Origin of the sequence: Acetobacter farinalis (assembly GCF_011516935.1) — a bacterium.
Classification (GTDB): Bacteria; Pseudomonadota; Alphaproteobacteria; order Acetobacterales; family Acetobacteraceae; genus Acetobacter; species Acetobacter farinalis.
Map to the genome: position 1 here is coordinate 710,796 of NZ_WOTF01000001.1, position 20,057 is coordinate 730,852.

Genomic DNA, 20,057 nt, shown 5'->3' on the forward strand with positions numbered 1-20,057 from the left:
ATGGCAGGGTCTGGCACATCTCGCACGGTTCTGCTGATTGTCAGCGGGAGTATTGCCGCCTTCAAGGCGCCTGAGCTTGTCCGCCTGCTGGGGGCGGATGGCATTCAGGTGCGCTGTGTGCTGACACAGGGGGGAAGCCAGTTTGTCACGCCGCTCACGCTTCAGGCGCTGAGTGGCAATCCGGTGCATACGGACCTGTTTTCTCTCACGGCCGAGCAGGAAATGGGGCATATCGCGCTCTCGCGTTCAGCGGACCTTCTGCTCGTGTGCCCTGCATCGGCCAATCTTCTGGCGCGGATGGCGGGAGGGCTGGCTGATGATCTGGCCAGCACACTGCTTCTGGCAACCGATACCCCCGTTATGGTCGCACCCGGCATGAATGTGCGGATGTGGGAGCATGCTGCCACACAGGCGAATATCCGGACTTTGAAAGAACGGGGTGTGCAGGTTCTCGGCCCAGTTTCCGGTCCGATGGCGTGTGGGGAATTCGGTCCGGGCCGCATGGTGGAGCCGACGGATGTGCGGGATTCTGTGCTTGCATTTTTCCGGCAGCAGGCACGGCAGGCAGGCCGTCTGGCGGGGAAATCCTTCCTTGTTACGGCGGGCCCCACGCATGAACCGTTGGACCCGGTGCGTTATCTGGCCAATCGTTCTTCAGGCAGACAGGGTTATGCTCTGGCCGAATCTCTGGCGGATCTTGGCGCGGATGTCACTCTGGTCAGCGGGCCGACGGGCCTGCGTGCGCCTGCTGGTGTTACCGTCTCCTTTTGTGAGACCGCGCGCCAGATGCGCGATCTGGCCCTGAATGCGGTTCAGGCGCATCGGTTTGATGCCGCCATCTGCACTGCTGCCGTTGCTGACTGGCGTCCTGCTGTGATGCAGGACCAGAAAATAAAGAAAACCGGCAGGGATGATCAGCCAGCACCTCTGGCGCTGATCCCCAACCCGGATATTCTGGCCGAACTTTCAGAACTCTCCCCTTTCCGTCCCTCTCTTGTGGTGGGATTTGCCGCGGAAACCGAGAAGGTGGAAGCCCACGCCCGCGCCAAGCTTGAGCGCAAGGGGTGTAACTGGATTGTGGCCAATGATGTCGGTGCGGGATCAGATGTGATGGGAGGGCCGGACAATCAGGTTATTCTCATGACGCAGGATACCGTTGAACACTGGCCACGTCTGAGCAAGGAAGAAGTGGCCCGCAGACTTGCCATGACCCTTGCAGACTGGTTTTCTAAGGCTAACTGATTTTTTTATAGAAACTGACATATGGAGTGCCTGATGCCCGCATCTGAATCCCGGATTGCCGGTCTGACAGTGCGGGTGCAGCGCCTGCCACACGGGCAGGACCTGCCCCTGCCATCTTATGCTACGGCAGGTGCAGCCGGTATGGATCTTCTGGCCGCCGTGCCGGAAGCGGTAACCCTTCAGCCCGGTGCTCGCGCCGTTATCCCCACAGGGCTGCGCATTGCACTGCCACCCGGGTATGAACTTCAGGTGCGGCCGCGTTCGGGCCTTGCCCTGAAGCACGGGATTATCGTCCCGAACTCTCCCGGTACCATTGATGAAGATTATCGTGGTGAAGTCGGCGTGATTATCCTTAACGCCGGTGATCAGCCTTTTACGGTCGAGCATGGAATGCGTATCGCGCAGGCCGTTATCGCGCCGGTTGACCGTGTGTCCTGGGCCGAGTGCGACAGTCTGGACGAAACCGCCCGAGGGTCTGGCGGCTTTGGCAGTACCGGAACCGGCCTGCCATGACGGCAGCTCGCACAGATTTTTCATATTCTTCCCAAAACTCGTCCACGCGCCTGCCATTCCGCCACCTGACTGCGGCGGATGCGGTTTTATCAATCTGTGTGGTCGGTCTGGCTGTTCTGGCTGGAACCAGCGTGGGGCCTCTTCTGGGGCCGCTTGTGCCCCCGGATCTGCCGCCTCTTCATCTCGGTCTCCTGTGGTTGCCGGACTATGCCCTGCGGACGTCCTTGCGGATGCTCGCGGCGCTGGCAGTCTCGCTGATCTTCACGTTTGCTTATGCGACGCTGGCGGCCAAAAGTCGGCGCGCAGCCCGGATTCTGGTGCCTTTGCTGGATATTTTCCAGTCCATTCCCGTTCTGGGTTTTCTGGCCTTCACCGTGACATTTTTTCTGGGGGTGTTTCCCGGGCAGGTGATGGGCGCTGAACTGGCGGCTGTGTTCACCGTTTTTACGTCTCAGGCGTGGAGAATGGCGTCTGGCATGTATCAGTCCCTGCGGAGCGTGCCTGCGGAACTTGAAGAAGCCGCACGCGGCTTCGGGCTGACGGCCTGGCAGAAATTCTGGCGGCTTGAAGTGCCTTGCGCCATCCCTGCTCTTGTCTGGAATGCCATGATGTCCATGGCCGGTGGCTGGTTCGTGCTTGTGTACGCAGAAGCCGTTACGGTGGGCAACAGGGCTATCATGGTGCCCGGCATCGGCTCCTATGTCGCCCTCGCGGCCCGGCAGCGTGATAGTCTGGCGGTGCTGGCTGGGCTTATCGCCATGCTGGCGGTCATTCTTGTTTATGAGCAGGTTCTGTTTCGCCCGCTGACTGTCTGGGCCTCGCGTTTCCGGCTGGAGACAGGTGTTCAGGATGAAGGAATGGCAGAACCGTGGGTTTTGCGGGCGCTGCGTCGCACACGTATCCTGCGGGTCAGTATAGACGCCCTCCTCTCCGCCACAGGCAAAATCGGCTCCCTCCCCCTCGGCCGCCGGCAAGGCCGGGGCCAGAAGACACCCGCAGCGGCTTCAAACACGGTTTTGGAGTGTCTGTGGTGGGGTGTGCTGGGGCTGGTTTTCCTGTCCGCACTGGAGCAGACCCTGCGTTACGGCCTGAGCGCCTACACGGCTGGCCAGATCGGACATGTGGTGGTGGCAGGTTTTTATACGCTTCTGCGCGTGCTTGGCATGCTGTGTCTGGCCTCTCTCATCTGGGTGCCAGTCGGTGTCTGGCTGGGGCTTGATCCGGTGCGGGCTCGCCGCGCATACAAGATCGTGCAGTTTTGCGCAGCTTTCCCGGCCAACCTGTTTTTTCCTGTTGTCGCCGCAGGGGTTCTGTATTTCCATCTGTCACCAGACTTCTGGCTTACCCCTTTGGTGATGCTGGGTGCGCAATGGTACATCCTGTTCACTGTTATCGAGGGGGCATCTTCCTTCCCGCCTGCCTTGCTGGAAGTCGGGCAGAATTTTGAGGTGAAGGGGGCGCTCTGGTGGCGCAGGATTATCCTGCCGGGTATTATACCCTATTATCTGACCGGTGTTCTTGCTGCCTCGGGCGCTGCCTGGAATGCGGCTCTTGCCGCGGAATCTGTACAATGGGGCACCGAGACACTGAAGGCGCATGGTCTTGGCGCGTATATTGCGCAGTCCACCGCTGAGGGAAACATGAGTGACGTGGCACTGGGCGTTGTTGTGATGGCGCTGTTTGTGCTCATTCTGAACTGGCTGGTCTGGCGTCCACTTTCTGATTACGCCCACCGCCGCCTGAAATTGAGCTGACAGGACAGCCCCGACCATGACTCCCGCTCCTTCCACCACCGATCAGACGCCCGGACATTCCACGCCTCTGGTTGAGGCCCGGCATATCAGCCAGTCTTATCATAAAGACAGTTCAGCCGATCTGCTGGTGCTGGATGATGTCAATCTCACACTCAATGCCGGCGAGATTGTTGGTCTTCTGGGGCGCTCTGGCTCGGGGAAATCAACCCTGCTGCGTATTCTGGCCGGGCTTCTGGAGCCCACATCGGGGGAAGTGCTCTGGAAGGGAGAGCCCCTGAAGGGCCCGGCAGATGGCATTGCCATGGTCTTTCAGTCTTTTGCGCTGTTTCCATGGATGACCGTGGAAGAAAATGTCGCACTGGGGCTGGATGCCAAAGGCATTCGTGGTGAAGAGCGTGACAGGCTTGTAGAAAGTGTGATCGAGCTGATCGGCCTCGGGGGGTATGAAAATGCCTGGCCCAAGGAGCTTTCCGGCGGCATGCAGCAGCGGACGGGGCTTGCGCGCGCGCTGGTGGTGCATCCGGACCTGCTGCTCATGGACGAGCCGTTTTCCGCTCTTGATGTCCTGACAGCCGAAAATCTGCGGACAGACCTGGTTGAACTCTGGTCAGAAAAAAAACTGCCCGTTCAGGCCATGCTGGTGGTCACGCATAACATTGAGGAAGCGGTTCTGATCTGTGACCGGATCATGATTTTCTCCTCCAATCCCGGCCGTATCGCGCATGTTCTGACGGTACCATTCGCGCATCCCCGGGATCGTGAGGATCCGGCGTTCCGTCAGTTTGTTGATCACATCTACGCGTTGATGACGCAGCGTGCCCCCATTGTTTCCGAAGCCGATCTGGCGACAGGTGTGAAGCCGGCTGCGCAGCCTGCCCCGGCCTTTGTGGCCCTGCCGCTGGTGTCCATCACAATGATGATCGGGATGATGGAGGCTCTGGCGGCCCCTCCCCTCAATGGTCGTGCCGACCTGCCCATGCTGGCGGAAAAGCTGCAACTTGAGCTGGATGATCTCTTCCCTCTTGGTGAATCTCTTGAGCTTCTGGGGCTGGCGGAGTTGGAGGATGGTGACATCCTTCTCACGAATGAGGGCGTGCATTTTGTTCTGAGTGATCTTGAAGAACGCAAGGCGATCATGAGCCATGCGCTGCTGCATCATGTACCGTTGGTTAAAATGATCTGCACCGTGCTGGACGAGCGCCCGTCACACAGCACCAATGCCGAGCGCTTCCGTGAGGAACTGGAAGAAGGCATGTCTCCCGATTACGCCCGCCAGACCCTCCAGACCGTTATCGGCTGGGCCCGTTTTGCAGAGCTGTTTGATTTTGATGAAGAAGGTGATCGCTTCTATCTTGAAGACGATGGCGCTGAATAACGGGAAGAGGCTGCTGCAAAGCCTGTGAACCAGCCCACCTGACTGGCTCACGCAACCTCTCCCGGAGTAGTGGGTCTCAGCGCTGGAAACGGGCGGCGTACAGTTTGCGGGCTTTGGCAACCTTGGGGGCAATCACAGCCTGACAGTAGCCGGTGCCGGGATTCTGCTCGTAATAATCATGGTGCATTTCTTCCGCAGGCCAGAATACGTCGAGCGGAACAATTTCGGTAACCAGTGGGGCATCCCACAGCTGGGCCTGTTCAATTTCCGCTTTTGCGGAAAGGGCGGCTGTTTTCTGGGTATCGTCAGCATAGAAAATAACGGAACGATACTGTGTTCCCACGTCCTCCCCCTGCCGGTTCAGTGTGGTGGGGTTGTGCAGGGTGAAAAATATTTTCAGCACATCGTCATAGCTGATCACCTGCGGGTCCAGTTCCAGCCGGATGACTTCCGCATGCCCGGTTTCTCCGGTGCAGACCTGTTTGTAAGTTGGCTCGGCTTTGTGTCCGCCAGCATAGCCCGGCGTGATGGACAGAATGCCCTTCATGTCCCGAAAGATCGCTTCCATGCACCAGAAGCAGCCACCACCAAGAACGAGAGACTGAGACATGCTTTTTTCCTTACAGGTATTCTTTATGGTGCCGGGGCTTTCCCCGCTCCTGCCCGCCCCCTCATGAATAGAGCATGAGGGGGCGGAGGAGAGAGAGGTAGCCCGGTTCAGGCGATACGAGCCAGAGCAGCCTTCAGGCGAAGGCTTTCACCCTGCTGGGCTGCCAGACGGTCCCGCATTTCCTGAACGATGTCAGGTTTGGCGCGTGAGACGAAATTTTCGTTTCCGAGTTTGTTCGCGGTTTTGGAAATTTCATCCTCTGCCTTGGCGAGTTCCTTCTTCAGGCGCTCCTGTTCGGCAGTGATGTCAATCAGCCCTTCCAGAGGGATGATCAGGGTCGCCTCATCAACAACCGCCTGCGCTGAACCACGCGGCACAGGCCCCACTTGCGGTGCAATATGAGAAACGCGGGCCATCCGGCCAATTGCTTCCTGCCACCGTTCGGCGCGTTCCACGGTTTCCGGCGCGGCATCCTGCAGGAAGACCGGGGCTTTCTGAGAAGGCGGCACGTTCATTTCAGCCCGTACCGTCCGGATTTCGGAAATCAGGCGGATGATGTGGTCACACTCCGCCCGTGCCGCTTCAGCATCGGTCAGAATCACCGGTTCGGGCCAGGCTTCAGAAATCAGGCTACCCTGCTTTCCAAAACCGAAAGACGTCCACAATTCATCCGTGACAAACGGCATGACAGGCTGAAGCAGCTTGAGAATGACCCCGAACACATAGGCGGCGACAGCCCGGATTTCAGCCGCTTCCGCCGCATCATCCGAGGCAAAGACCGGCTTGGCGAACTCCAGGAACCAGTCACAGAAACGGTTCCAGACAAAGCGATAGCAGGTCAGCGCGTACTCATCAAAGCGGTAGGAATTCAGAGCATGCGTTGCATCCTGAACAGCGGCGGACGCTTCGGAAATGATCCATTTTCCAAGGGGGGAGGTCACGCTCTGTGGGTCAAACCCTTTCTGGGCCGTCACGCCGTTCATTTCGCAGAAGCGCGCCGCATTCCAGATTTTCGTGACAAAGGCCCGGTAATCCTCAACCTTCTTGCGTCCGAGCTTCACATCGCGCCCGATGCCAGTCAAAGCGCAGATGGTAAAGCGCAGGGCATCAGCACCGTAGGCATCAATCAGCTCCAGCGGATCAATCCCGTTGCCTTTGCTCTTGGACATTTTCTGCCCATGCTCATCACGTACCAGACCGTGGATGAAGATATCCCGGAACGGCACATCCTGCATGAAGTGCTGCCCCATCATGATCATCCGGGCGACCCAGAAGAAAATGATGTCAAACCCGGTAACCAGCACGTCTGTGGGATAGTAATGGGCCAGTTCAGGCGTCTTGTCGGGCCAGCCCAGTGTGGAAAACGGCCAGAGGCCTGAAGAAAACCACGTATCCAGAACATCTTCGTCCTGAGAGAGCGGTTCTGTCCGGCCATAATGGGCGTCAGCCTGCGTCTGGGCCTCGGCGGCGTCATGCGCCACGAAAACATGCCCATCCGGCCCGTACCATGCGGGAATACGATGCCCCCACCACAACTGGCGAGAAATGCACCAAGGCTGAATATCGCGCATCCACGCAAAGAAGGTATTTTCCCACTGTTTGGGAACAAAGGTAATCTTTCCGCTGGTCACAGCCTCAATGGCTGGTCCGGCCAGCTTGCCGGCATCGCAATACCATTGCGTTGTCAGGCGTGGCTCGATCACGGCCCCGCCCCGTTCCGCATGGGGCACCTGATGGCGGTGCGGTTCAATTTTTTCGAGCCATCCCAAGTTTTCCAGCTCGGCGACAATCGCCTTGCGTGCGTCTTCACGGGAAAGACCTGAAAGGCTTTTCACAAAGTCAGGGTCGGACAGACCTTCGATGCGGGTCAGTTCGCCTTCAATCTCGTCCAGAACAATGCGGGCCTGTTCGTCGAGAACGGAGAGCATGGGCAGACCGTGCCGCCGTCCGACTTCAAAGTCGTTAAAATCATGAGCCGGGGTGATTTTAACGGCGCCGGTGCCCTTTTCAGGGTCGGAATACAGGTCCGCCACGATGGGAATAAGGCGTCCTGTCAGGGGGAGCCTGACATGCTGGCCGACCAGAGCCGCATAGCGCTCATCTTCCGGGTGAACCGCAACGGCGACGTCGCCCAGCATCGTTTCCGGGCGGGTCGTGGCGACAGTGATGCTCTCGCCGCTTTTGCCTTCCACAGGGTAGCGGATATACCAGAGTTTTCCGGCAACATCCTTGCTTTCCACCTCAAGGTCGGAAATGGCGGACCGGAAAACCGGGTCCCAGTTCACAAGACGCCGGTCGCGGTAGATCAGGCCTTCCTTGTGCAGGGTGACAAAAACTTCCTTGACGGCGCGGGAGAGGCCTTCATCCATTGTGAAGCGCTCGCGCGGCCAGTCCAGAGAGGCTCCCAGCCGGCGCAACTGGCGCGTAATGCCGCCACCGGATTCCTCTTTCCATTTCCACACGCGTTCTACAAAGGCCTCACGGCCCAGTTCCTGACGCGTGGTGTTTTCTGCCGCCAGTGCCCGTTCGACAACCATCTGCGTGGCAATGCCGGCATGGTCCGTGCCGGGCTGCCACAGCGTGTCAAACCCCTGCATACGCTTCCAGCGGATCAACGTATCCTGCAAGGTCATGGTCAGGGCATGCCCCATATGCAGGGTACCCGTAACATTCGGCGGGGGGATCATGATGGTGAACGACTTTTTGCCGCTCTGCGGGTCAGACGAAAAGGCTTTTTCGCTTTCCCACAGTTCGTAAAGTTTCTTCTCTGTCTCAGCAGGCTCAAAAGTCTTGTTCAGCATGATATCCAACCAGAAAACGTAAAAAGGCGGAAGGCATATGCTGCCCCCGCCTTTGCAGAGTTATAATCGCTGCCACGCGGGCAGGAAACATCTGGCAGCCCCGCTTTTTCGTGTGAAATCGAAAAAGCGGGGCTGTCGACGTTTTAGAGCTCTGCCTGTTACAGGCCGCGCTGCGTCAGGCGCTCAACTTCCTTGCGGACGGCAGCCTGCACGATGCCGGCAAGATGTGCATCAAGCCATTTTTTCAGGAAAACCCGGACTTCCTGACGAACAATATCTTCAACGGTCAGAGACCCTTCATGCGTAATCGCCACTTTTCTCTCCTCGTGCTCTCTCAGATATTTTTCCTGCAATGTTTTCTGCAGGACTGCAAATGAATTCCCAGTGTCGGACATAGTCTCGTCATTGAGAGGAATCGGCAGGGAACCGGACATATTTTCGGCCTTTTCAATCAGTTCAATTTGCCTGAGATCAGTGACAGACAGAACCTCAGAGTCATCAGCGGCCGAGGTAAACGGTACCGGAGAGCGGTTCCCGTTCTGTTCAGCCGGTACAAGGGCGCCAGGTGCATCTGCATGACTGTCATGCAGCAGATTTATTGACCCTGAATCTGCCAGCTGTCCAGAAGAAGTTTGGTCATGCGGCGCGAGTGAGGGATCCTCTTCCATCATGGCAGGAGAAAGGACGAACACCTCATCATCTTCATCACCGGGCGCTCCGTCGGCGTGGGCCGAAGGCTCGCCCTCTTCAGCTTGTCCCCCGGATTTTTTTTCCTGCTCTCCGGAATTCAGAACCTGCCGGATAGAAGACAGGGCGTCTGCGACAGATTGCCCTGACTCTTCTGTGCGTTCTGGTGGCGCCATTAAAATATCCCTGCTAAAAACCCTGATCAGCGGTTAACGACCTGGCTGGTTGACGGCGTAGTCGTTAAGCCCCCACAGCCGATCTTTTACCGCTTTATAATATGCTTTGTCATCATAAAGCGGAACATTCAACTGTAGATCTGCGGCAGTCAGGCGGCCGATGGCCGAGGCCACATTGTATGAGGCGATGACCATGTTGCTCAGGCTCTGCACCAGGGCGACCTGTGCCTGCAGCAGGGTTCCCTGCTGCTGGAGCACTTCCAGTGTCGTGCTGGTGCCCACAATGGCCTGCCGCTCCACGCCATCAAGAGCAATGGTGCCTGCCCGGATGGCCGCACGGTTGCTCGAAATGGCAGCCTGATAGGCCACAAGCTTCTGCCAGTTTGACGCGGCATCCTGTGCCGCGGTCCGGCGCTGGATGTCCACTTCACGATGCGCGGCCTGAGCCTGCTGCTTGGCCTGCCGTACTGCCGCGTATTCCGAGCCCCCCTGATAGATGGGGATATTGAAATTCAGCGTGGCATATTTGTTTTCATCAATCTGATGATTCAGGCTCTGGTTTATCTGCCGGCTGTATGCCGCTGTTGCCGAAATTTTCGGCATGATGGCGGCCATGGCAACTGCGACAGCATCTTTCTGTGAGGCTTCCGTGAACAGGGCATTCACAACATCGGGGTTGTTTTTAACCGCCATGGCGGCTGCTGTCTGTTCGTTTTTGACGGGAAGCACCAGAGGCTGGGGCGGCACGAGGTTGGGTGGCGGCGCCATGCCGACAATCTGCATATACGTGGCCTGTGCAGTCTGAAGCGTGCCTTCGGACTGCTGGCGTGTGGCTTTGGCTGTTGCGTAAGCTGATTCGGCCTGGGCAACGTCGGTGCGGGTAATTTCCCCAACCTTGAAACGTTCATTGGTGGCACGAAGCTGCTGCTGCAGAACGCGTTCGTTGTTGATGTTGAGCTGAAGAAGCTGCTCATCTTCAATCACGCTGACATAAGCGGCGACTACGTTCTTGAAGACCTGCTGTTCGACTGAAATCAGATTGGCCCGCGCGGCCATGACCTTGTTGACCGCCTGATGCGTGGAGGCCGTAGTTTTGCCGCCGCTGTAGATGGGCTGCTGAATGGTCACGCCTGCCGTATAACCCGGGGTGTTGTACTGACGAAGATATCCGGGCTGATCAGCTGTGCCCTGATAGTCGTTCGTGCCTTCGTAATAACTCAGGCCTACGGATCCGGTCACGGTCGGGCGCCAGCCAGCCAGAGCTGCGGGCACCTGCTCATCTGTAGCGCGCAGGGTGGCGCGGGCCTGCTGGAGTGTCGGGTTGGTCAGGTAGGCAGAAGCCAGGGCTTCCTGCAGCGTATGGGGGACGAAGGTTGGCGAGCCGCTCCCATCATATTTCTGGCCCCACGCAGTGGAACTGCAAAGCATAGCCGCCATGCCTATCCCTACCCCGTAAAAACGCCGCATATGTTTCTCCTGCCCTGATTACAGCACTCAATAAATAGCTGCCACTTCATGCCACGACACTGCCGGTATTTCTATCATTTATAATCCAAAAAACACGGAATTACGGAAAACTACCGTTTTTCATTAAATTGCACGGTGCCGGTGCGCGCGCCAAAGCCTGATATTGAGCAGTCCCGGGTCTGTGCCGGAGAACGCAATACTCTTCTTTAAAGCCCGGCGCGGTGGGTGATAAAATTCCGAAAATCACGTGACAGAACGACTTGACCTGAACCGCGTTAAAGGAGATAAGGCCAGCACACCGCACCGGTCCGGTGGCAGAATGGTGATGTAGCGGACTGCAAATCCGCGAATGTGGGTTCGATTCCCGCCCGGACCTCCAGTTTTCAGTGAAATTGAAAACAGGGTGTAATTCTTCCTTAAATTCATAATCCTTTCTTGCAGTGCCTGCATGCAGCGGAACTCTCGCGGCTGTTTCCTGGCAAAGGTAGTCGCGCTGGCTGCTGGCTGCTGGCTGCTGGCTGTCCGGCGGGGGGGCACTGGGCGCTCTGGCGAATGGCGGATGTGCCACCTGTTCGCCAGACGAAACCCCGTCCTTCACCCCCCCGCGTGTTCTTTCTGGCCAACGCCAAGATTCATCAGAATACGTTTGCGGAGGAACAAGGGGAGCAGACGTTCCACCACGCGCAGGACTCGAAACTGCCAGGGGAAAATATACTCGGCCTGCCCGTTCCGGATGGCCTTCATGATTTGCCGGGCCGCACTTTCGGCCGAAACCAGAAATGGCCGTGCTCCTTCCAGCCGCTGGCTCATGGGGGTATCCACAAATCCCGGAATGATCAGGGTGAGCTGGACGTTGGCGGGGCGCCACGCCAGATTGGCCGCCTGGGCAAAACAGGCAAGACCAGCCTTGGAACTGCTATAGGCCGCGGCAAATGGCAGCTCATAAAATCCGGCTACGGACCCTATCAGAACAATTTTTCCATGCCCCTGGCGCATCATCCCCTGTGCGGCGGCAGTCGCCAGCGTTGCTGGTGTTGCATAATTGACCAGCGCGAGCCTCAGAACGCTTTCCGGGTCTTCGGTGGGTTGGTCAAGGGGTTTGATATCGGACAGGCCAGCCCCTAGAATCAGGAGGTCTAGGCCATGCCGTGCCTGATCTTCCCGGAGGGCGGCCAGGGCGGCCTCTCCTTTGGAGAGATCAATCTGGCGAGGAGAAACCTCAGCCCCACGCGCGCAGCAGAGTTTGGCAACGTCATCCAGCCGCTCTTTGTTTCGTCCCCATAAAATGAGCACACGGCCCGGTCTGGCATAACGCTTTGCCAGTTCTGCGCCGATCCCGCCCGTGGCCCCTGTGATCAGCACAGACCGCAGGTCCTGCCCGTTTGCTGAGACGTTGTTCACACTTCCCCCTTTTCCATTCCGTCGGAATGATGCATCACCTTGCGGTTCCAAGGCCCAGTTTGATGGAGTTCCGATGACTACCCCGCACCAGATCGTCGTTTCCGCCGTCTCGGGCGCTCGTCAGCTCTCGCTCTTCATCAGGCTTCCGCGCCTTCTTTATAACGATCAGCCCAGCTATGTCCCGCCTCTGGATATGGAGCAGAAGGATATGCTCCATCCGCGCCGGGCGCCGTTTTTCACCCATGGCACGGCATGTTACTTTCTGGCCTGGCGGGATGGAAAGCCCATCGGGCGCATATCGGCTCAAATTGATACGCTTGTTCTTGAGCAGGCCGGACCAAGGACCGGCTTCTTTGGGGCCCTGGACGCTCTGGATATGGAATGCGTGAAACCTCTGCTGGATGCCGCGACAAGCTGGCTCAAGGTGCAGGGAATAGAGCGGGTGCGCGGGCCGTGGACGCTGAATTACCATGGTGAATCAGGCACCATGGTTGAAGGTCAGATGGAACCCCCGATGATCGGCACAGGCTGGCATCCCGCCACATTGGGGCCAGCCATCGAACAGGCGGGTTTTTTCAAGGCCATGGACCTGCTGTCCTACAGGATGGAGTTGGGGCCAGCGGCAGAGCAGGCCAACCGCATTCCCGCCAATCTGAGGGAAAGACTGGGGGGGATTACAGTCCGCGGATTGCGCAAGGACCACATTGACGAAGATGCGGATATCCTGCGTTCCATCTATAATGATGCGTGGGAAGGTACATGGGGTAATGTCCCCATTACGGAAATTGAAATCCGCTCCCTGCTTAAAGCCTTGAAGCCGGTTTTAAAGCCCCAGCAGTATGTACTGGTTGAATACAAGGGAGAGCCGGTGGCGATTGCTCTGGTTATCCCGAATATTTTCGATCTGAACGGAGATATCGGTGGCGCGCCCTCCCCGCTTGGGTGGGTCACTCTGGCATCGCGTCTGCTCAGGCATGACTTCTATTCCGCTCGCGTGATCCTGCTGGGGGTAAAGAAGAAGCTGTCAGGCACGGCGCTGAGTGCCATTATTCCGGGCCTGCTGATTGATGAACTGATGAAGCGCGGGCGAGAGTTGCCCTATCGGACCATTGAGCTGGGGTGGGTTCTGGAAACCAATATGCCGATTCGGAATCTGATCGAACGGATTGTACCTGTTCCGTACAAGCGGCATCGCATGTATGAAAAGCTGATTTCCTGACCGGGCTCGGACCGCCATTTTCAGATTTTTTAAAGGTGGCTCCAGCCGGTCTTTTTAAAGCGCATGGGGGCACCGTTTTCATCTAAAACCTGCACGCCTGTAGCGCTCGTGTGAAACTGGCCAATACGCGTGACAGGAACAGGGCCTGACAAGGTCATCAGAACGCCTGCCCTCATAAGGCTCTCTTCGCGCGCGGGAGGCACGGCAAACAGGATCTCATAATCATCCCCTCCCGTGAGGCAAGTCTCCAGCCACTCCGGGCCGCAGGCTCTGGCGGCCTCTGATAAGGGAACGGTGCTGGCCTGTATTGTTACGCTCAGGCCGTTTTCACGTGCAAGATGGCCGGCATCCTGCACAAGCCCATCAGACACATCCATGGCGGCAGAGGCCAGACCATGGAGCGGCAGGCCAACACGCGGCCGAGGAAGTCTGTAGCGCTCAGCCAGATGCCCGGATGGATCAGCCAGCCCTCCCTGCAGAACACGCAGGCCCAGCGCGCCATCCCCGATGGTGCCCGTCACCCAAAGCCCGTCGCCGGCCTGTGCGCCGATACGGCGGATGGCTTGGCCGGGGAGCACGGAGCCCAGAATGGTCAGGGAGAGAACAAGAGGCCCCTGTGTGGATGTTGTATCCCCTCCCAGCAGGCTGAGGCCAAAATGGGTCTGATCAGCCTTCAGCCCGCCACAGAAGGCGGAGAACCATGCATCATCAAGCCCCGGACGGCGCGCCAGTGTCAGAAGCCATCCTTCGGGGCGGGCTCCCATGGCGGCAAGGTCTGAAAGGTTGCAGCGCAGGAGTTTGCGCCCGATGGTTTCTGCCGGGTCATCCGGCAGAAAATGGACATTCTCCACCATGGCATCGGCCGCAATCACCATCTCCCTGCCTGCAGGGGGCATGAAAACGGCGGCATCATCCTTCAGGCCCAGCGCCGCCGGGCCTGCAAGTTCAGAAAAATGCCGGTGAATGAAGCTGAATTCCTGAGGCAGATCAGTCCGTGTGGGCACTGTCTTCTGCCGACCCTTCTGCTGTTCCGCCTGCCAGCCTCTTCATGATGGTATCGAGCACGCCGTTCACCAGCTTGGGTTCATCGCCCGAGAAAAACCCATGAGCAATGTCCATATATTCGTTGATGAGAACGCGTGCGGGCACCTCACCTGCCAGCGCTTCGCCCAAGGCGGCCTGAAACAGGGCGCGCAGGACCGGGTCCAGACGTGCGGCGGGCCATGTTGCGGGTAATGTCTGCGTCAACTGTTCCAGAGTGGTGCCGCGTGTGGCCACCCCCTGCCGGACAATCGCGGAGAAAAGGCGCGTGTCAGCTTCAGGAATAAATCCGTCATCGTAAGAGGCATTGTCCAGCGTGGTGCCGAAACGATGTACCAGAAACTGTTCAATGACATTTTCCAGACGATCTTCATTCTGGTCGATCTGAAAAAGTGCCTGAATGGCGGCAACACGGGCAGCCGTGCGGGGCCGTTGCGCGCCGTGAAGTTCTGAGTGGTCCTGCAACTCTGTCATCCCTATCTCCTGGCTGCTCGTATGAGGGGAGCGGGGTTTCATGACTTCTTTATGGCACGAGGTCCAGTCTTTTCCTCTGGATCTTCCGGATCAGGGTCCGGAGAATCCATGGATGTGAGGATTTCCGAAAAATCCCGACCTTCCGTGAAATCCCGATACACGCTGGCAAACCGGACATAGCCGACCGTATCAACGCCTCTCAGGCCGTCCATGGCCAGTTCCCCGATACGGGCCGAGGGCACTTCCGTTTCGCCGGTTGCTTCAAGCTGGCGCACAAGGCCGGTCACAATCTGTTCGATTCTGCTTTCCGGCACGGGCCGCTTGCGCAGGGCGATCCGGATGGAGCGTGTGATTTTTTCCCGCTCAAACGGTGCGCGGCGGCCATCGGCCTTTACAACAATCAGGTCCCGCAGTTGCACGCGTTCAACCGTTGTAAAACGCTGGCCGCAGGACAGGCAGGCCCTGCGACGACGAATGGCGGAGCCTTCCTCATTCGGGCGACTGTCCTTGACCTGGCTGTCCGGGTTCCCACAAAAAGGGCAACGCATGTGACCTGAGCCTTTCCTACCTCTGGCACAGAAAGAGTTTGCGCTTTTTCAGGCTTGTCCTTCTGGCGAGACCTTGCGGTATAGTGACCGCAACAAAATTCTTTCTGCCCCGCCAGTTTATACCGGTCCCGGGCGATAAAAAACTGGAGTGACGATGAAAATTCGTTTTCGTGACGGGTTTGTGTTTGCCCTGCTTGCAGGCGCTGCTCTTTCCGGCCCTGTTCTGGCCGAGGATCACAGCTCTGGTAACGCCCTGCCCGGCCAAAGTGATGCTCAGAAGGATATCACGATTACCAACGCCAGTATGCAATTCATTCATGGCGAGGGGCGCATGGCGGCTGTTTATTTCACCATCAAAAATGACGGCGAAAATGCTCATCTGATCACAGATGTACAGTCTCCCGCATGCCATACTCTGGTGGGCCATCATTCAGATCAGGAAGGCCTGCCGGGCCTGTTTACGCATCTTGCCCTGCCTGCGCATACAACCCTCGTTTTTCCGCGCGGGGGGTATTATCTGCTGTGTCTGGATACGAATGCGGCGGACCAGCCCGAGCAACGCGTGCCGTTTACATTCACGTTTCTTGGTGGGTCGTCCAAGACTGTTACTATTCCGATCGATCAGTCTCATCGGGCGGACTGAGGGCACCGTCTGGCCTGCCCTCTTTTGTTGCTCGTGCAGGAATGCTTTTCCTCCCGGCGCACACCCCTGTTCTGAAGGGCGGTGAGCCGGGAGGAAGAAGTTAAACCGCTGTCGGGTTTGTGAGCGTCCGTTTAACGGCCTGGTGCCAGCCTGCAATCATGGTTTTGCGCTGCTCATTCTGCATGGAGGGTTTGAACAGTGCGCCACGTGCCCACTCGGAGGAGAGTGTGGCTTCATTGTCCCACACGCCTGTTGCCAGACCCGCAAGGAAGCCCGCCCCCAGAGCGGTTGTTTCAATATTTTTCGGCCGCTCGACATTCACCTGAAGCATGTCCGCCAGAAACTGGCAGAACCAGTCGTTCGCTGCCATGCCACCATCAACACGCAGGGCTTCGGTCGTGCCGGCTCCATCCTGTGTCATGGCCGTCACCAGATCCAGGGTCTGATAGGCAACGGATTCCAGAGCGGCGCGGGCAATATGCGCGGCTGTTGCATCCAGCGTCAGACCGCAAATCAGGCCGCGTGCGTCCGGGTCCCAGTGCGGTGCGCCAAGGCCGACAAACCCCGGCACCATATAAACGCCGTGGCTGTGCGGAACGCGGGTTGCCATATCGTCGGTCTGGGACGCATGCGTGATGAGGTGAAGACCGTCACGCAGCCATTTGATGGCAGCACCAGCAACAAAGATGGAGCCTTCAAGAGCGTAAGACGTCTTTCCACCGATGCGGTAGGCAATGGTTGTCAGCATCCGGTTTTTGGAGAGCGCCGGCTTTTCGCCCGTATTCAGCAACACGAAGCAGCCGGTGCCGTAGGTGGCTTTTGCCATGCCGGGTGAAAAACAGGCCTGCCCGACAACGGCGGCCTGCTGATCTCCCGCCATACCGGCAATAGGAATGGCGCGGCCAAACAGCGCAGGGTCAGTTTCACCGAAAATGGTGCTGTTGTCCTTCACTTCCGGCAGGAGTGACGCAGGGATACGGAACAGGCGCAGCAGTTCTTCATCCCACTGCTGCTTGTGGATATCGAACAGCAGCGTGCGGGATGCGTTTGTGATGTCCGTTGCGTGCACCTTGCCGCCCGTCAGGCGCCAGAGCAGGAAAGAATCAATCGTGCCAAACGCCAGCTCGCCCTTGTCGGCTCTCTCACGCGCACCGCTGACATTATCAAGAATCCATTCCAGCTTTGTGGCGGAAAAATAAGGATCAAGCAGCAGCCCTGTGCGTTTACGCACAAGGGGTTCAGCTCCGCTTTCCCGCAGTTTCTGGCAGGCTGCGGCCGTGCGGCGATCCTGCCAGACAATGGCGCGGTAAATGGGCTTTCCGGTCGCACGCTCCCACACCACAATGGTTTCACGCTGGTTGGTGATACCGATGCCAGCAATGCGGCTGGTGCCCCCGGCCTTTTCCAGTGCGGTTGTGGCAGTGGCTTTCGTATCGTTCCAGATATCTTCCGGGCAATGCTCTACCCAGCCGGGCTTGGGATAGTGCTGAGCAAATTCCTGACGGGCACTCGCAATGTCCTGGGCGTTCCGATCAAACACAATACTGCGCGTGGACGTCGTGCCCTGATCAATCGCCAATACGTAATCTTGCTTGCTCATCACACGTTATCCTTATTGCTTGATTTCTCGAGGTGTTAATCTTGAGCCGTATCAGACTTCTGTGCCCGAACATTTGCAGGCATGAAAGGCCTCATAACCCCCTGATAGAAGCCGGCACCCAGAACGCCGCCCAGAAGCGGTCCGGCAATCGGAATCCACCAGTAGTTTCCGGGGGAAGGAAGGGCTGTTTCGCCCCATCCGGCCAGGTAGCAGAACAGGCGCGGCCCGAAATCACGTGCGGGATTAATGGCCCACGCTTCGAGATACCCTGCGGAAGCACCAATCGTAGCTACGAGCAGCCCGATAATCAGCGCGCCAGCGTTCGCCTGAGGAGCCTGAGTATTATATTCACAGGTGATCGCAAAAATTCCGATCAGCAGCATGGCGGTCAGGATGACTTCATCAACAAAGGCGTGGAGCGGCGTAATGAAATCACCCGGATGCGTGAAAAAGACACCCGCTGCCGCGCCATCATGCGTCCAGTCGAGATGATTGACCGCGGCATAGTGCGCGATAACCGGAGAGAAAAGTGTGTAAACAATAGCGGCACCCAGAAAGCCGCCAATAACCTGCGCCACGCAGTAAGGCAGCACCTTCTTCCATGAAAAACCACGGTAGCAGGCCAGGGCCAGAGTGACCGCGGGGTTGGCATGTGTCCCGGAGACGGCGCCCGTCACGTAAATGGCGATGGTTACGCCCAGCCCCCAGACAATACACACCCCCCAGTACGCCATCTTGTAGGGGCTCGGGTCGTAGAGCGAATACATCGCGGCTACGGAATCCCCGAAAACGATAATGATAAAGACTGCCAGACATTCGGCAATCAGTTCGCCTATAAAAGCACGTTGTGCGGTCGTCATACTTTCCTCTTTTTGTTTTATTTTTTGGAAAAGTGTAGTTTTTCAAAGAGAAATCAGGATACCTTTTTCCTTACATAGTCTGCAACGCTGTTCTTTTCTGCCTCATTCAGGTGCAGGCCAAGTTTGCTGCGCCGCCACAGAACATCTTCCGGTGTGCGCGCCCATTCCTTCTCAATCAGATAATCCACTTCCCGTGTGGTCAGGTCACCCCCTAGAAGTTCCCCCATATCCTGCATGGAGGTGGAGGCACCAACTATTTCATAGGCCCGGCTTCCGTAATTGCGCATCAGGCGCCAGGCAAGCTGTTCAGGAAGCCATGGCGCGGCGCGGCGCAGGCGTGCCAAGGCGTCACTGAAGTTGCCTTCACCAAAATCTCCCCCCGGGAGGGCTTCGCTTGCTGTCCAGCTCGCCCCGGACACCACAGGCAGAACAGGAGCCAATTTCTCGAGAGCATGCTCGGCAAGCTTGCGGTAAGTTGTTATCTTGCCGCCAAAAATGGACAGCAGCGGCGCGCCGTCTGTCGTGTCCAGATCCAGTACGTAATCCCGGGTAACAGCGGAGGCATTGGCAGACGCATCGTCATAGAGCGGGCGCAGGCCAGCATAGCTCATCACAACATCGCTTTCCCGAACCCCAATCTGGAAATAGCGGTTCACGCTTTCGCACAGATAGGTGACTTCTTCCGGCGTGATGCTGACGGAGCCGGGATCGTCCGTCCAGGGAATGTCGGTCGTGCCGATCAGGGTAAAGTTCTGCTCGTACGGGATGGCGAACACGATGCGCTTGTCAGGATTCTGAAAAATGTAAGCCTGTGGCCCCTCGAACTGGCGGGGCACGATAATGTGGCTTCCCTTTACCAGCCTTACGGACTTGGAGTTGGGGATGTGCAGAGTGTCAGACAAAAGTCTGGCCACCCACGGTCCGGCAGCATTCACCAGAGCGCGCGCCCGCACAGTGCTGGTCTTGCCGGTAGCGCGGTCTTCCAGAACAGCTTCCCACAGGCCATTGACGCGTGTGCCCTTGATCAGGCGGGTGCGTGTCCGGATTTCAGCGCCGCGTTCTGCGGCATCCAGCGCATTCAGCACGACCAGACGGCTGTCCTGCACCCAGCCATCTGAATACACGAACCCTTTCTTGTATTCAGGCTTGAGCGGCCGCCCGGAGGAATGGGTCCGAAGATCCACAGAGCGGGATTTCGGCAGCGTCATGTTGGACGCAAGGTGATCATACAGGAAGAGGCCTGCCCGGAGCATCCATGCCGGACGCACCAGCCGGGAGTGCGGCAGCACGAAACGCATGGGCCATATGATGTGCGGAGCGATCTTGAGCAGGCGCTCACGCTCGGTCAGTGCTTCCCGCACCAGCCGGAACTCATAATATTCCAGATAACGCAGGCCGCCGTGAATCAGTTTTGTACTGGCGGAGGATGTGTAATTTGCCAGATCATCCTGCTCGACAAGCAGAACTGAAGCCCCTCGTCCAACTGCATCACGCGCAATACCAGCGCCATTCACGCCACCGCCAACAATCAGAAGATCATATGGCTGTGCAGGAGAGGGAGTGGAGTCTGACATTTTTTCTTCCCGTTACACCAGATAAAAAACTACTGACATCATTCGTATCCGAAAATACAAGCGAAAAACAAT

Annotated in this window: 17 protein-coding genes and 1 tRNA gene; 7 read left to right on the forward strand and 11 right to left on the reverse strand. The window is 57.7% G+C overall.

The window, feature by feature from the left end; translation table 11 throughout:
* Genes coaBC through GOB82_RS03280 form a run of 4 tightly spaced genes read left to right on the forward strand, consistent with a single transcriptional unit; the run spans position 1 to position 4,884 of the window.
* Positions 1-1,242 carry a bifunctional phosphopantothenoylcysteine decarboxylase/phosphopantothenate--cysteine ligase CoaBC gene (gene coaBC, locus GOB82_RS03265; RefSeq protein WP_166119478.1) on the forward strand — a complete coding sequence of 414 codons (1,242 nt, stop codon included), beginning with the start codon at positions 1-3 and terminating at the stop codon, positions 1,240-1,242.
* A gap of 33 nt (positions 1,243-1,275) precedes the next feature.
* Positions 1,276-1,755 (forward strand): dUTP diphosphatase, encoded by a 480-nt coding sequence (dut, locus tag GOB82_RS03270; RefSeq protein ID WP_166119480.1) that lies wholly within the window; start codon positions 1,276-1,278, stop codon positions 1,753-1,755.
* Positions 1,752-3,509, forward strand: coding sequence for an ABC transporter permease (locus tag GOB82_RS03275; RefSeq protein ID WP_166119483.1), 1,758 nt, complete (start codon positions 1,752-1,754; stop codon positions 3,507-3,509). The genes dut and GOB82_RS03275 overlap by 4 nt, the downstream gene beginning before the upstream one ends.
* A 16-nt stretch (positions 3,510-3,525) precedes the next feature.
* Positions 3,526-4,884 (forward strand): ABC transporter ATP-binding protein, encoded by a 1,359-nt coding sequence (locus tag GOB82_RS03280; RefSeq protein ID WP_166119486.1) that lies wholly within the window; start codon positions 3,526-3,528, stop codon positions 4,882-4,884.
* 76 nt (positions 4,885-4,960) lie between these two features.
* Here the strand turns inward: GOB82_RS03280 and msrA are convergent, their stop codons facing one another.
* From msrA to GOB82_RS03300, 4 genes are all read right to left on the reverse strand, one after another.
* On the reverse strand, positions 4,961-5,494 hold the full coding sequence (gene msrA, locus GOB82_RS03285) for a peptide-methionine (S)-S-oxide reductase MsrA (RefSeq protein ID WP_166119488.1): 534 nt from the start codon (positions 5,492-5,494) through the stop codon (positions 4,961-4,963).
* A gap of 107 nt (positions 5,495-5,601) precedes the next feature.
* Positions 5,602-8,295, reverse strand: coding sequence for a valine--tRNA ligase (locus GOB82_RS03290; protein WP_166119491.1), 2,694 nt, complete (start codon positions 8,293-8,295; stop codon positions 5,602-5,604).
* 158 nt (positions 8,296-8,453) lie between these two features.
* Positions 8,454-9,158, reverse strand: a complete 705-nt coding sequence (locus GOB82_RS03295; RefSeq protein ID WP_166119493.1) for a DUF2497 domain-containing protein — start codon at positions 9,156-9,158, stop codon at positions 8,454-8,456.
* Positions 9,159-9,191: 33 nt separating this feature from the next.
* Entirely contained in the window at positions 9,192-10,625 is a 1,434-nt protein-coding gene (locus GOB82_RS03300) for a TolC family outer membrane protein (RefSeq protein WP_166119496.1), read from the reverse strand.
* 305 nt (positions 10,626-10,930) lie between these two features.
* Between GOB82_RS03300 and GOB82_RS03305 the strand changes: the two genes are divergently transcribed.
* Positions 10,931-11,004 (forward strand) — tRNA-Cys (locus GOB82_RS03305).
* A 215-nt stretch (positions 11,005-11,219) separates the two neighbouring features.
* Here GOB82_RS03305 and GOB82_RS03310 read toward each other — a convergent pair.
* Complete coding sequence (locus GOB82_RS03310; protein ID WP_265794054.1) at positions 11,220-12,026, reverse strand: SDR family NAD(P)-dependent oxidoreductase; 807 nt, start codon at positions 12,024-12,026, stop codon at positions 11,220-11,222.
* Between the two features lie 73 nt (positions 12,027-12,099).
* Between GOB82_RS03310 and GOB82_RS03315 the strand changes: the two genes are divergently transcribed.
* Positions 12,100-13,245 carry a hypothetical protein gene (locus GOB82_RS03315; RefSeq protein WP_166119499.1) on the forward strand — a complete coding sequence of 382 codons (1,146 nt, stop codon included), beginning with the start codon at positions 12,100-12,102 and terminating at the stop codon, positions 13,243-13,245.
* Between the two features lie 29 nt (positions 13,246-13,274).
* On the opposite strand, the gene thiL is transcribed toward GOB82_RS03315, so the two are convergent.
* From thiL to nrdR, 3 genes are read right to left on the reverse strand one after another with little or no spacing between them, the layout of a single operon-like run.
* Complete coding sequence (gene thiL, locus GOB82_RS03320) at positions 13,275-14,249, reverse strand: thiamine-phosphate kinase (RefSeq protein WP_265794056.1); 975 nt, start codon at positions 14,247-14,249, stop codon at positions 13,275-13,277.
* Positions 14,233-14,760 carry a transcription antitermination factor NusB gene (gene nusB / locus GOB82_RS03325; protein WP_166119501.1) on the reverse strand — a complete coding sequence of 176 codons (528 nt, stop codon included), beginning with the start codon at positions 14,758-14,760 and terminating at the stop codon, positions 14,233-14,235. The genes thiL and nusB overlap by 17 nt, the downstream gene beginning before the upstream one ends.
* A 38-nt stretch (positions 14,761-14,798) precedes the next feature.
* Positions 14,799-15,308, reverse strand: a complete 510-nt coding sequence (gene nrdR, locus GOB82_RS03330) for a transcriptional regulator NrdR (RefSeq protein WP_166119504.1) — start codon at positions 15,306-15,308, stop codon at positions 14,799-14,801.
* A gap of 154 nt (positions 15,309-15,462) precedes the next feature.
* Between nrdR and GOB82_RS03335 the strand changes: the two genes are divergently transcribed.
* The gene (locus GOB82_RS03335; RefSeq protein ID WP_166119507.1) at positions 15,463-15,951 is read left to right on the forward strand and encodes a copper chaperone PCu(A)C; all 489 of its coding nucleotides are present in this window, start codon (positions 15,463-15,465) and stop codon (positions 15,949-15,951) included.
* Between the two features lie 100 nt (positions 15,952-16,051).
* On the opposite strand, the gene glpK is transcribed toward GOB82_RS03335, so the two are convergent.
* From glpK to glpD, 3 genes are read right to left on the reverse strand one after another with little or no spacing between them, the layout of a single operon-like run.
* Positions 16,052-17,551, reverse strand: a complete 1,500-nt coding sequence (gene glpK, locus GOB82_RS03340) for a glycerol kinase GlpK (protein ID WP_166119509.1) — start codon at positions 17,549-17,551, stop codon at positions 16,052-16,054.
* 35 nt (positions 17,552-17,586) lie between these two features.
* A complete protein-coding gene (locus tag GOB82_RS03345; protein WP_166119512.1) occupies positions 17,587-18,411 on the reverse strand; it encodes an MIP/aquaporin family protein in 825 nt (274 codons plus the stop codon).
* A 53-nt stretch (positions 18,412-18,464) separates the two neighbouring features.
* Entirely contained in the window at positions 18,465-19,985 is a 1,521-nt protein-coding gene (gene glpD, locus GOB82_RS03350) for a glycerol-3-phosphate dehydrogenase (RefSeq protein ID WP_166119514.1), read from the reverse strand.
* Between the last annotated feature and the right edge of the window lie 72 nt (positions 19,986-20,057).

Excerpts from the sequence above, each read along its gene's own strand:
- nrdR (WP_166119504.1), bottom strand. The coding sequence starts at position 15,308 with ATGCGTTGCCCTTTTTGTGGGAACCCGGACAGCCAGGTCAAGGACAGT.
- dut (WP_166119480.1), top strand. The coding sequence starts at position 1,276 with ATGCCCGCATCTGAATCCCGGATTGCCGGTCTGACAGTGCGGGTGCAG.
- glpK (WP_166119509.1), bottom strand. The coding sequence starts at position 17,551 with ATGAGCAAGCAAGATTACGTATTGGCGATTGATCAGGGCACGACGTCC.
- nusB (WP_166119501.1), bottom strand. The coding sequence starts at position 14,760 with ATGACAGAGTTGCAGGACCACTCAGAACTTCACGGCGCGCAACGGCCC.
- GOB82_RS03280 (WP_166119486.1), top strand. The coding sequence starts at position 3,526 with ATGACTCCCGCTCCTTCCACCACCGATCAGACGCCCGGACATTCCACG.
- GOB82_RS03295 (WP_166119493.1), bottom strand. The coding sequence starts at position 9,158 with ATGGCGCCACCAGAACGCACAGAAGAGTCAGGGCAATCTGTCGCAGAC.
- GOB82_RS03290 (WP_166119491.1), bottom strand. The coding sequence starts at position 8,295 with ATGCTGAACAAGACTTTTGAGCCTGCTGAGACAGAGAAGAAACTTTAC.
- GOB82_RS03275 (WP_166119483.1), top strand. The coding sequence starts at position 1,752 with ATGACGGCAGCTCGCACAGATTTTTCATATTCTTCCCAAAACTCGTCC.
- msrA (WP_166119488.1), bottom strand. The coding sequence starts at position 5,494 with ATGTCTCAGTCTCTCGTTCTTGGTGGTGGCTGCTTCTGGTGCATGGAA.
- GOB82_RS03335 (WP_166119507.1), top strand. The coding sequence starts at position 15,463 with ATGAAAATTCGTTTTCGTGACGGGTTTGTGTTTGCCCTGCTTGCAGGC.
- GOB82_RS03315 (WP_166119499.1), top strand. The coding sequence starts at position 12,100 with ATGACTACCCCGCACCAGATCGTCGTTTCCGCCGTCTCGGGCGCTCGT.
- GOB82_RS03345 (WP_166119512.1), bottom strand. The coding sequence starts at position 18,411 with ATGACGACCGCACAACGTGCTTTTATAGGCGAACTGATTGCCGAATGT.
- glpD (WP_166119514.1), bottom strand. The coding sequence starts at position 19,985 with ATGTCAGACTCCACTCCCTCTCCTGCACAGCCATATGATCTTCTGATT.
- GOB82_RS03300 (WP_166119496.1), bottom strand. The coding sequence starts at position 10,625 with ATGCGGCGTTTTTACGGGGTAGGGATAGGCATGGCGGCTATGCTTTGC.
- coaBC (WP_166119478.1), top strand. The coding sequence starts at position 1 with ATGGCAGGGTCTGGCACATCTCGCACGGTTCTGCTGATTGTCAGCGGG.